We start from the raw sequence: 11,453 nt of genomic DNA on the forward strand, positions 1-11,453 counted from the left end.
CGGTCATCGACGTGAAAAGAGGCTGTCTTTTCGTGGTGAAAAGGGCAAGGGGCCCACATATCGCCCTTGCCCTGGTTAGACTTGCGCTGATCCCACATGACTTTGCGGCCCACAACCTGGCTGAGCGAGGTGCGGGTGCGAAGCTCATCGAGAAATCCGGGTGGCAGCGACATTTGGCCAATATGGGGCCTCGGCGCGTCGGCGGCAAGCTCACAAACGCAGATGCCGGCACAGGCCGGGCCTATACAGCTTCAGTTCACATCCAGTGCACGGCATTGTGCCTCAAAACTGGCTGCAAGGTCTCCTTGGCGCAGCTCTTTGCGCGTCAGGCTATAGGCATAGCCCACCAGTAAGGGAACGGCCCCCTGCATCTCGGGGGCGGTGGCGCGGGTGATGTTTTGCTTGGCCTTGCGCTCGCTGACAAACCGCAGCCGCAATACCACGGCCTCGCGCAGAATTTCGCCTTGCGCCGCACAGCGCATGGCCCGCTGCTCCGGGCTTTCCGCCAGGGCCGCACCCACCCCGAGCCACAGCGCAACGGTGCTTGCAAACATATGTTTCATGGGGCCTCTCTGCTGATCTGTTTTGGCGCGCATGGCACTTTCTAGCGCGGCCAGTTTCAAAAGTCAGCGCCCGCGCCGCCCTGAACGCCAGAGCCAAAGAACAGATCTGCTCTGACCTCGGGGGCACTAGGCACGCAGAGATCCGGCCCAGCACAGAAACCCGTTGAAACCACCCCGACCCTCAGGGCATGTTTGCCCCCAAGCACGTTGGCCAGATCATCCCCGCAAGGCCACAGAAGGAACATGAACCATGGGCGAACAGATCGTCATCTTGACAGGCGCAGGCATCTCAGCTGAGAGCGGGCTGGGCACCTTTCGCGATGAGGGCGGGCTTTGGGCCCAGCACCGGATCGAAGATGTGGCCACGCCGGAGGGCTTTGAGCGCAACCCCGAGCTGGTGCTGGGGTTTTACAACCAGCGCCGCGCCGAGGCGGCCGCAGCCACGCCCAATGCCGCCCATGTGGCGCTCACGGCGCTTGAGGCCAAACATGAAGTGCTGATCGTGACACAGAATGTCGACGGGCTGCACGAAGCCGCAGGCGCGCAAAATGTGCTGCATATGCACGGCAGCCTGGCGCAAGCCATGTGTGCGGCCTGCGCGGCCCGCTGGGAGGCGCCCATGGTGATGCAGGTGTCGGACCCCTGCCCCCACTGCGGCGCGCAGGCCACGCGGCCAGATATCGTCTGGTTCGGTGAAATCCCCTACGGCATGGAAAAGATCGACGCAGCCCTCAGCAAGGCCACGCTCTTTGCGGCCATCGGCACGAGCGGCAATGTCTACCCCGCCGCCGGCTTTGTCGCCGAGGCGCGCCGCCTGGGCCTTCCGACCGTGGAGATGAACCTTGAGCCCTCCGCAGGTCACTCCCTGTTTGACGACCTGCGCCTCGGCCCCGCGAGCGAGACCGTCCCTGCGTGGGTGAACGAGCTGGCAGCGAAAAGCACCTCCTAGCTCTTTCTTATTGCTATAAATATCCAATCCCACCGCCTGCCAAACCGAACACCGCCCATGTGGCCAAGCAACCTCTGCCAAATGCAAAGGGGGCTGGTGGCAAAGCCACCAGCCCCCCGGGGCGACGCGCCGAAGGCGCGGCGCAATGCCTCTTAGCTGTCGCCGTCTTTTTTCATGTGGCCGTGGCCCATGCTGCCGTGCATCGGCTTGCGCTCAAGGTCCACAGGCACCTCGACCACCACATCACCAGCCTTTTCGAACGTCAGCGTGACCGTCACCATATCGCCCTGCGCCATCGCTTCGGTGAGGCCCATGAACATGACATGCCGCCCACCGCGCTGCATGGTGATGCTTTCGCCCGCTTTGACAGGGAAGCCCTCTTGAACATGGGTCATTTTCATCACGCCGTTGGCGTCTTCGATATGGGTGTGCAGCTCGACCCGCTTGGCAATGTCGGAGCTGGCGCTGATCAGGCGGTCGTCTTCGCCGGTGTGATTCTCGATCACGATGAAGGCGGCGCCTGCGGAGGCGCTCATGCCCGCCGCGCGGGCGTAGCTGTCCTTGATCATCATGCCATCAGCAAAGGCTGGCATGGCGAGGGCGGTTGCGGCCACGGCCGCGAGAAGGGTTGATTTGAGAGACATGGCTCTACCTTTCGTCTGAATGTTTTTTGAGAAGTTATAAGAACAGTCAGAGAAAGGCGGGTGGCCCCCGTGCGCTGGCGGCGTGCAGGCTTTGGGCCTTGAGATGTGCCACATGGTCAAAGCGCAGCGGCGCGCCCGCCAGAACCAGCGCTGCGGGAAGTGTGACAGGCGGGGTGATATCGGCAAAGAGCGCCAGCGCGCAGTCGGGGCAGATGTGGGGCGGGCCTGTGGGCTTGCCCTCGGCATCAACCAGAATGGTCAGCGGCCCCGTGCCTGTGCAGAGCACGAGTTCGCCCGCGGCATTGGTCATGGTGCGCGCCTCGGCCATCGCGTGGCCGGTGAGCACAAGGACCGCGACCAAGAGGGCGGAGATATGGGCGTGCAAGCGCTTCATGCCCCCAGATGTAGCGCAGAGCGCCACAGATGCAAGGGGACAAAACGAAACAGCCCCGCCCGAGGGCGAGGCTGCTTCAAATGATGTGTCGCCAGCGGTTTACGCTGTGGCTGTTTGCGCCTTGGCGATCTCTTTTTTCACCTTCAGCGCGCGCGCGGAGAGCTCGGCGTCTTTGGCTTTGGCAAGGAACTTGTCCAAACCGCCACGGTGATCCACCGAGCGCAGCGCGTGGGCGCTGATGCGCATCTTGAAGCCGCGGCCCAATGTTTCGGACTGAAGGGTTACATCGTTGAGGTTTGGCAGGAAGCGACGACGCGTTTTGTTGTTCGCGTGGCTTACGTTGTTGCCAACCATCGGGCCTTTTCCGGTCAATTCGCAAACGCGTGACATGGGTTCATCCTCATCTTGTTCTGATGCCGCCAGTGTCCAGCGACCATACGATAGGGCGCCGACAAGCGGCCCCCCGTGAATTCTGTTCGCGCTCATTAGGCGGAATCGCCCGAGCCGTCAAGCCCATATGGCGCGCGGACCGCTCGAATTTGCCTGCGGCGCGCTAGGGCGCAAGAAAGCCGCCGGACTGATGCGCCCAGAGATCGGCATAGATACCGCCCTTTGCAATCAGTGCGTCGTGGCTGCCCTCCTCCACGATCTGCCCCTCGCGCATCACGATGATACGGTCCATCGCGGCAATGGTGGAGAGGCGGTGGGCGATGGCGAGCACGGTTTTGCCTTCCATCACGCGGGTGAGCGCGCTTTGGATCGAGGCTTCGACCTCGCTGTCGAGCGCGCTTGTCGCCTCATCCAGCACAAGGATGGGCGCGTCCTTCAGGATCGCCCTTGCCAGAGCGATGCGCTGGCGTTGCCCGCCCGAAAGCTTGACCCCGCGTTCGCCCAAATGGGCCTCTAGACCGCGCCTGCCCTGCCCGTCTTGCAGGGTGTCGATGAAGTCGCGTGCTTCGGCCTTATCAATGGCCGCGTGGAGGGCCGCTTCGCGCGCGTCTTCGCGCCCGTAAGTTATGTTGTCGCGTGCGGAGCGGTTAAACAGCGCGGTTTCCTGCGTGACCATGCCGATGGCGCGGCGCAGGCTTGGCTCTGTGACATCGGAAATATCCTGCCCGTCGATGAGGACGCGGCCTGTTTCAGGGTCATACAGCCTGAGCAACAGCGAGACGAGCGTGGACTTGCCTGCGCCTGACGCGCCGACGATGCCGAGCTTTTCGCCTGCGTGGATGGTGAGCGAAATGCCCGTCACCCCGCCGACATCGCGGCCATAGGAGAAGGTCACATCTTCAAAGCGGATCTCGCCTTTGGGCACGGCGAGGCTTGCGCCCGTGCCAATGCGCAGGCGCTTGGCGGGGGCGAGTGTGCGCATCCCGTCCTCGACCTCGCCGAGGTGCATATAGATTGTCATCAGCACGAAGCTGATCCAGCCCGACATTTGCGCAAGGCGGATGGAGACCGCGCCTGTGGCGGCGATATCGCCCGGTGTGACACCGCTTTCGCGCCAGTAGAGCGCCGCACCCAGCAGCGCCACCGGCAGAAGCCCCGCGATAAAGATAAGACCGAAGCGGAAAACCGAGGAAAGCTCGCCGAAATAGACCGCGCGTTCGCGCAGGGTTTCGAGCACATCGGAGGTGGCGGCCTCTTCTACAGCGTCGCCCGCAAAGAGCTTCACCGTTTTGATATTGGTGATGGTGTCGACCACCTGCCCCGAGACCATGGCCTGCGCAGCGGCGCGCACTTTGGAGCGCGCGCGAATGCGCGGCAGGAAGTAGCGCAGGTAGGCCGCGTAAATCGCGATCCAGCCAAAGAGGATGAGCAGAAGGCGCGTGTCAATCGCCGCCACAAGCAGGGCCGAGCCGACAACCGAGGCCAGCGCGAAGAGGATGGCGTTGACCGTTTCGATCACCACTTCGGTGAGCGAGCGGGTGGCTTGCACCTGCTTTTGCGCCAGGCGGCCTGCGTAATCGTCATCAAAATAGCCGACCGATTGGCCCAGCGTCCAGCGGTTGAGCCGGCCGAGGATCTGCTTGAAGAGGTTTGGCCCCAGCACGACCGACTGGAAAGCCGCGTTGAGCCCGAAGAAGGCGGGGCGCAGGCCGATGAGCAGGAAGGCTCCGAAGGCCAGCAGCCAGATGTGCCGGGAGAGCGGCGCGCCCGAGGCGGCGATATCGACCACCTCGCCGAGCACATACATTGACAGGACTTCGCTCGCGCCCGAGAGTGCGGAAATGACCCCCGCCAGCGCGATGACAGGCCATGCGCCCGCAAGGCACCAGCGCGCGAAGGCCCAAAGCTCGGTTGGCGGCGCCCCGCGCGCGGGGCGCATCGGGTCGATCAGGCGCACGGCGCGCCAGACGAGGCGGTGGTAGGCGGTTTCGGCCATTATTCGGCGGCCTCCTCTGTGTCTGTGTCGCCCAGAAAGCCGCCCGACTGACGCGCCCAGAGATCGGCATAGACGCCGCCCTTGGCGAGCAATTCACTATGCGTGCCCTCTTCGATGACGCGGCCTTTGTCGAGCACCACGATCCGGTCCATCTCGGCGATGGTGGAGAGGCGGTGGGCGATGGCGATGACGGTTTTGCCCTTCATCATGCCATAGAGCGTGTCCTGGATAGCGGCCTCGACCTCGGAATCCAGCGCACTTGTGGCCTCATCGAGCAGAAGGATCGGGGCGTTCTTGAGGATCACGCGGGCGAGTGTGATGCGCTGGCGCTGACCACCCGAAAGCTTCACCCCGCGCTCGCCCACTTGCGCCGCCATGCCGCGGCGGCCCTCCATGTCTTCCAGCGTTTCGATAAACTCCAGCGCCTCGGCCTCTTTGGCGGCTTGCCAGATTTCGGCATCTGTCGCCTCAAGCCGGCCATAGGCGATATTCTCGCGCAAAGAGCGGTGCAGAAGCGAGCTGTCTTGCTGCACCATGCCGATCTGGCGGCGCAGGCTGTCTTGGGTGACTTGGGAAATGTCCTGACCGTCAATCAGGATGCGGCCTGCCTCGGCATCATAAAAGCGCAAGAGCAGCTTCACCAGCGTGGATTTGCCCGCGCCGGAGCGGCCGACGAGGCCGACTTTCTCGCCTGCCTTGATGGTGAGGGTCACGCCTTCAAGCCCACCGATGTCGCGGCCGTAGCGGTGGGTGAGGTTTTCGATCACGATCTCGCCTTTGGAAATAGAGAGCGGTTTGGCGTCCTCGGCATCGACCAGATCAATCGGCTGGGCGATGGTCTCCATGCCCTCGGCCACCACGCCAAGCTGGCGGAAAAACGAGGTGAGCGCCCACATGATCCAGCCTGTCATGGCGTTGAGGCGGAGCGTGAGGGCCGAGGCGGCGGCAACCGCCCCCACGCTGGCCGCGCCCTGCATCCAGAGGTAGATGGCCCAGCCAACCACGCCGACGATGAGCACGCCGTTGAGCACGACGAGGACGAAATCCATCGTGGTATAGATGCGCATTTCTTCCACAAAGGTGCGGCGAGCCTCCTCGATGGCGTCGCGGGCGAAAGTGATTTCGCCATCGTGGTGGGCAAACATTTTGACGGAGTGAATATTTGTGTAGCTGTCGACCACGCGGCCGGTGACGGCGGAGCGGGCATCGGACGCCTTTTGCGAGGCGGGCCCAACGCGTTTGAGGGTCCAGTGCATGAGCCAGCCATAGCCGACAAACCACGCCAGCAGCGGCAGCACGAGGCGCATATCGGCGCCATAGAGCATCACCGCCGCGCCGATCACATAGGCCAGCGCAAAGGTGAGCGCGTCAAAGACCTGAAACACCGCCTCGCCCGCTGCGGGGGGTGTTTGCATGATGCGGCCTGCGATGCGGCCGGCAAAATCATTCTCAAACCAGCCAACAGACTGGCGCAGAACATGATTGTGCGCGCGCCAGCGCACCAGCGTGCCGACATTGGGCAGGATGGTGTTGTTGAGCAAGAGCACATCGAGGAGCTGGATCGCGGGGCGGATGAAGAGCACGAAAAGCGCCAGCCAGATGAGGAAGCTGCCATGCGCCTCCCAGACCTCGGCGGGCGGGCCTGCAAGCAGATCAACGAGCCAGCCCATATAGTAGATGAGGCCGATTTCTATGGCCGCAACGGCGACTGACAAGAGACCTGCGGCCCAGAACACCCGCTTGAAGGGCTGCGTATAGCCCAGCATGAAGCGCCAGAGCGTTTTGGGCGGCACATCTTCGCGCGGGTAAGGGCCGTAAGGGTCAACGAGGGATTCGAAATAGGTGAAGAGCTTTTTCATGGGACAGGACCTTGCAAGGATGCGTGGACTACGCCGAAGCGCAAGGCGCCTCAGTCAGGATACGTTGTCCGGGGTTCGGACGATCACCCTTTTTTGTGCCAGATCCCGTAAAACATGTTGCCCTCCTTTGTTCACCTGTGAAGCGTAACGGAGGGGATAAGGGGAGTCACCCCCTTTTGCGCGCCGTGCTTGTGGCAAGTGACGCAGCAGCGTGCCTGCGGCACACAGGACAAGCGCTGCGCGCGGTTGGGGGCGCTGCCCCCAAGCTGCAAAGCTTGCGGCTTTGCAGCTTTCCCCCGAGGTATTTTTGACCAGAAGAAGACGCGTGGGCAGCCAAGCGGGCTTGCCCTGTGCTAATTGCAGGTATATACCCGCATTATGGAAGACGTTTGTATCTGCACCGCACTAAGGCAAGCCGCCGCGCAAAGCACAGCATATTATGATGCGGTGCTCGCTCCGGTGGGCATCAAGGTTACCATGTTCCGGCTTTTGCGGCGCATTGATGAGGCAGGGTCGATTTGCATCACTGAGCTGGCAGAGATCGTCGCGCTTGACCGGAGCACTCTGGGCCGCAATTTGCGGGTTTTGGAGAAGCAGTCTCTGGTCAAGACCGGCAAGGGCGAGGACGGGCGGACGCGCGTGGTGTGTTTGACGGGGACGGGCCGTGAGGCTCTTCAAATGGCGCTGCCGCTCTGGCGTGTCGCGCAACAGGATTTCGCACAGATGATTGGCGCAGACACGCTGGCGCTTTTGGCGAAGGTTGCGGCGCAACCCGACAAAGCCAGCCCCCGGACAGGAGACATGGCATGAGGGCGCAGCCAGACAGCAAATGGCACGGCGCAGGCGTTGCGCTGATCTGCGGGTCCTTGATCTTGCTGATTTCCCTCGGCGTGCGTCATGCGTTTGGGCTTTTTTTACAGCCTGTGAGCTTGAATCAAGGTTGGGGCCGCGAAACCTTCGCCTTTGCGATTGCCCTGCAAAACCTTGTTTGGGGCGCAAGCCAGCCTTTCAGCGGCATGCTGTCAGACCGGTTCGGGGCGAAGCCTATCGTGGCGGTTGGCGCCCTGCTTTATGGGGCGGGCCTTTGGACCATGAGCCTTGTTGGCGGTGAAGCCACCTTCATCCTTGGCGCGGGGGTGTTGATCGGGTTGGGATTGTCTGGAACGACGTTCCCGGTGATCTTCGCCGCGATCAGCCGCCTTGTGGCACCTGAGCAGCGCTCGCTGGCCATGGGGATCACCATGTCGGTTGGCTCTTTCGGGCAGTTTGCGATGCTGCCGGTCTCGCTCGGTTTGATCGTCGGTCTGGACTGGCAAGGCGCATTGATTGCGCTGTCGGTTTTGGTGCTTGCGATCTTTCCGCTCGCCTTCGGAATCCGGAACGCAGCCGCCCCCGTAGCGAACGCCGCCGAGGATGTTTCCTTTGGGCAGGCGCTCAGCGATGCCTTTGGGCTGCGCGACTTTTGGTTGTTGTCGCTCGGCTTTTTTGCCTGCGGCTTTCAGGTCGTGTTTATCGCCATTCATCTGCCCGCTTTTCTGGCCGACGAAGGCATCGGCAGCGGTGTGGCGACGATTGTGCTGGCGTTGATCGGCCTCGTGAATATTGCTGGCACCTATTACGCGGGCCTGTGGGGCGGAATGCGCCGCAAGCCTCTGTTGCTGTCATGGATATATCTGGGGCGTGCCGTGGCGATTGCGGGGTTTGTTCTTCTCCCTGTCACAGCGACATCCGCTTATGTGTTTGGGGCTGTGATGGGCTTATTCTGGCTGTCGACAGTGCCCCTCACCAACGGAACGGTTGCTGCGGTTTTCGGAGTCAAGCATATGTCCATGCTCGCGGGCATCGTGTTTTTTGCACACCAACTGGGGTCTTTCGCCGGGGGGTGGCTTGGTGGGTGGCTCTATGACCGGACAGGCAGCTATGACACGGCATGGGGTATCGCGATTGGACTGAGTCTTCTAGCCGCTGTTTTGAATTGGCCAATCAGCGAACGCACTTTGGCAGAGCGCAGGGCCAGCGCATGACAGCCGGGATAACTCTGCGCCTATCCCTGGCGGTCTTGGCCCTGCTGCTTCTCACAACGGTTTTCTTGCGATACCAAAACCCCCTATTGGAAATATATCTCGCCAACTGGGGACTGTGCTGAGCACCTCATCGCACCGCGTTGCCCCACCCGGTTTGCACAGGATCACTCAAGATGGGCAGAGCACCTTTCTCGTGGCTTGAAGCCGGGGCCAGTTGAAAGGATTGGCGACTTCAGTCGCAGATTGCTTTGAGCGCCGCCCATTCGGCCTCGGTGAGCACCGGGCTTGTGGCCTGTTGCGTGGCGGCGAAGCCCCGGCTTTTGGCGGCGCGGGCCTGTGACGGGGGGTGGCTGTTGAGATAAGCGGGCAGGCTTGGCCCCTGCCCTTGTCGTTCGATAACATAGTCAAAGAAGGTGGCGAGCCCCTCGCTGCTCACTTCGGCATGGGCGAGCGCCTTTAGGGCGTAGTCATCGGCCAGCGTCTCGGCTTTGCGGGTGTGGCTTGTCGAGATGAGATGTTCTGTGACCAGAACCGCCAGGGTGCCGCCAGAGAAATCGCCCAGCACCATGGAGAGCAGCCCGGCGGAGCCTGCGGCGCGCAGAGCGCCGATGGTGGCATCGCGGTTTTCGACATGGCCTATTTCATGCGCCAGCACACCGGCGACGGCCTCCGCACTTGTGGCTTTGTCAAGCAGGCCGCGCAGGAGGACGATCTGACCGCCCGGAGCGGCGAAGGCATTGACCATGCTGTGGTCAAACACCTTGATGTCGAGGTCATAGTCCATTTCGCGGCCCTGGGTGAGGCGGGCTTCCATTTTGGCAAGCGCTGCCAGACCTTCGGGGTTGGTGCAGGCCAGATCGCCCGTGCGCTCGCCTGAGAGGAACCACTCCATCTGGTTGACCACGGCCTGGCCGAACTGCACCTCGCGCTCGCGCGGCATGAGGTAGGCGAGGCTTGTGGCCATGGCGGGCAGGATCACGAAGATCATTGCCAGCACGGCGACCACGGCGAGGGTGAGCTTTGTCACCACGCGCAGACCTATGCCTTTGTGGATGTCACGGCGGGTGAGGTTGGGCGCGGCGCGGCGCAGGGCGGCGTTCATCGCGCCATCGCGGCAGCTCAGGCGCGCCGCGTGGTGCAGGGTTTCGTCTTCGCCCTGAATGTGCAGCGCGAAGGTGAGCCAGCCGCCTGTGGGCTGGTCACGCAAGAGGCGCAGCTCGGCAAGGGGCCATTCTTCGGGCTGCGCGAGGGCTTCGCCATCGAAGGTGAGAAAGCCCCGCGCCTCATCAAGGCGCAGGGTGACTTTGTGCTTGGCGGCGGATGAGCCGTCAAAGAAGCTGCCATCCGCCTCAAGCATCAGATCGCACCGCCGATGTCGAGCGCGTCGGCGAAGCCTTCGGCATCGACGCCTGTTTCTGTGGCCCGCTGCTGGATTGCGTTGAGCGCCTCGGCGCGGTGCACCGTGAAAGTGGTGATGAAATGCGCGATGGTGGGCTGGGTGATGAAGATGAGCGCCATGGCGCCCGAGAGCAAGAGCGCCACAACATAGAGCACCCCCATGAGCGTGAAGACAGGGGCCATAGAGGTTGTGCCGACCATGCTCATCGCGGCGGTGAAGAGGGCCACGCCGATAAAGATCAGCACCCCGAGGATGAGCGAAATGATCAGTGTGCCGAAGATGTAGATCTTGATAACTTCGCCTGTGGTGGGCTGGGCTGTGAAGGTGATCTCATCGCCCAATGTGCGGTGGGCAGCCATGTAGCGAAAGGCATGGACGCGGTAGTAAACGACCCCGACAGCAAGCCAGATGTAGCCGAGCAAAACCCCGCCCCCCAGCAGCACCGGTGCCTGAAGAGCCGCGCCCGCACCAACCGAGAGCAAGACAACCGCAAGGCCGAAAAAGAGATGCTTGGCCGCGCCGTAAAGTGCTGTCCATTTGCCATGCTGCTCAAAGCGCGCATCGCCGAAATAGCTGCGATCCGCCATGTATTTCTCAAGTTTGAAGGAGGAGAGCGGAAGAAGTGCGCCGAGGGTGACGACAGTTAAGAGCGTGTAGCCGATGGCGCGCAGGGCGTAGCCCCAGGCGCCTTTTTCCATGCCAAAGCGCACCCCGCGCCAGCGGGTGCGGGCCATTTTATAGCGCCGCGCGCGGTAAGTGGCGTAAAAGATAAGCGGTGCAAGCGCGAGCAGGTTGATGTAAATCAGCGCATTGAGCGCCAGCGCGCCTTCGGGCGTGGCCGGATCAAAGCCGTAATTCAGGCCGCCGAAGAATAAAAGCATCTGGACGATGCCGAGGTAAAGCGCCAGCACCACCACGGCAACAAGAAAGCCGAGAAATTTCTCAAGGCCCGTGCCAGTGTATTCAAAGGCGTCGCCATCGCCCACGGTGGAGGACCAGATGTATTTGCGAATGCGGGTTTTGCCCCAGAAGCGATAGAGGCCCAGCGTGATGAGCGTGAGCAGCGCCACTTTGAGCGCGAGCGCGAACAGCGCACCGCGGCTGCCACGATACTGGCCGTGAATGTCACTTGAGACGCTCATGGGGAAATCCTTGCTGTCCAAAACGCAGCCCTTGGCGGCTGCTTACGGTTTGACAACTATGCTGCGCGGGCAAAGCGCAAATCAAGGAGATAT

The 11,453-nt window shown here is 62.2% G+C and carries 12 protein-coding genes; 3 read left to right on the plus strand and 9 right to left on the minus strand.

Features of this window, described 5'->3' with window-relative positions; genetic code table 11:
* On the minus strand, positions 1-173 hold a 173-nt coding region (locus tag Q0478_RS13805), incomplete at its 3' end, for a CHC2 zinc finger domain-containing protein (protein ID WP_298680320.1).
* 78 nt (positions 174-251) lie between these two features.
* Positions 252-563, minus strand: coding sequence for a hypothetical protein (locus tag Q0478_RS13810; protein ID WP_298680251.1), 312 nt, complete (start codon positions 561-563; stop codon positions 252-254).
* Positions 564-813: 250 nt separating this feature from the next.
* Here Q0478_RS13810 and Q0478_RS13815 point away from each other — a divergent pair, with 250 nt between their 5' ends.
* Entirely contained in the window at positions 814-1,512 is a 699-nt protein-coding gene (locus Q0478_RS13815) for an NAD-dependent deacylase (protein WP_298680252.1), read from the plus strand.
* A 152-nt stretch (positions 1,513-1,664) separates the two neighbouring features.
* Here Q0478_RS13815 and Q0478_RS13820 read toward each other — a convergent pair whose 3' ends face one another.
* The 5 genes from Q0478_RS13820 to Q0478_RS13840 all read right to left on the minus strand — a co-directional run bounded on the left by Q0478_RS13820 (position 1,665) and on the right by Q0478_RS13840 (position 6,795).
* Entirely contained in the window at positions 1,665-2,156 is a 492-nt protein-coding gene (locus Q0478_RS13820) for a copper chaperone PCu(A)C (protein ID WP_298680254.1), read from the minus strand.
* 46 nt (positions 2,157-2,202) lie between these two features.
* Positions 2,203-2,550: a hypothetical protein gene (locus Q0478_RS13825; protein ID WP_298680256.1), complete on the minus strand. Its 348-nt coding sequence runs from the start codon at positions 2,548-2,550 to the stop codon at positions 2,203-2,205.
* 99 nt (positions 2,551-2,649) lie between these two features.
* Positions 2,650-2,940 (minus strand): 50S ribosomal protein L28, encoded by a 291-nt coding sequence (rpmB, locus tag Q0478_RS13830; protein WP_298680259.1) that lies wholly within the window; start codon positions 2,938-2,940, stop codon positions 2,650-2,652.
* A gap of 163 nt (positions 2,941-3,103) precedes the next feature.
* On the minus strand, positions 3,104-4,936 hold the full coding sequence (locus tag Q0478_RS13835; RefSeq protein ID WP_298680261.1) for an ABC transporter ATP-binding protein: 1,833 nt from the start codon (positions 4,934-4,936) through the stop codon (positions 3,104-3,106).
* Complete coding sequence (locus Q0478_RS13840; RefSeq protein WP_298680262.1) at positions 4,936-6,795, minus strand: ABC transporter ATP-binding protein; 1,860 nt, start codon at positions 6,793-6,795, stop codon at positions 4,936-4,938. The genes Q0478_RS13835 and Q0478_RS13840 overlap by 1 nt, the downstream gene beginning before the upstream one ends.
* Before the next feature lie 378 nt (positions 6,796-7,173).
* Here Q0478_RS13840 and Q0478_RS13845 point away from each other — a divergent pair, with 378 nt between their 5' ends.
* A complete protein-coding gene (locus Q0478_RS13845) occupies positions 7,174-7,605 on the plus strand; it encodes a MarR family winged helix-turn-helix transcriptional regulator (RefSeq protein ID WP_298680264.1) in 432 nt (143 codons plus the stop codon).
* Entirely contained in the window at positions 7,602-8,819 is a 1,218-nt protein-coding gene (locus Q0478_RS13850; RefSeq protein ID WP_298680266.1) for an MFS transporter, read from the plus strand. The genes Q0478_RS13845 and Q0478_RS13850 overlap by 4 nt, the downstream gene beginning before the upstream one ends.
* Positions 8,820-9,051: 232 nt before the next feature.
* Here the strand turns inward: Q0478_RS13850 and Q0478_RS13855 are convergent, their stop codons facing one another.
* Together Q0478_RS13855 and Q0478_RS13860 are read right to left on the minus strand one after the other, a co-directional pair.
* The gene (locus tag Q0478_RS13855) at positions 9,052-10,176 is read right to left on the minus strand and encodes a M48 family metallopeptidase (protein WP_298680268.1); all 1,125 of its coding nucleotides are present in this window, start codon (positions 10,174-10,176) and stop codon (positions 9,052-9,054) included.
* A complete protein-coding gene (locus Q0478_RS13860; RefSeq protein ID WP_298680270.1) occupies positions 10,176-11,360 on the minus strand; it encodes a DUF898 family protein in 1,185 nt (394 codons plus the stop codon). The genes Q0478_RS13855 and Q0478_RS13860 overlap by 1 nt, the downstream gene beginning before the upstream one ends.
* Between the last annotated feature and the right edge of the window lie 93 nt (positions 11,361-11,453).

This window comes from uncultured Lentibacter sp., from assembly GCF_937123735.1.
Taxonomy (GTDB): domain Bacteria; phylum Pseudomonadota; class Alphaproteobacteria; order Rhodobacterales; family Rhodobacteraceae; genus Lentibacter.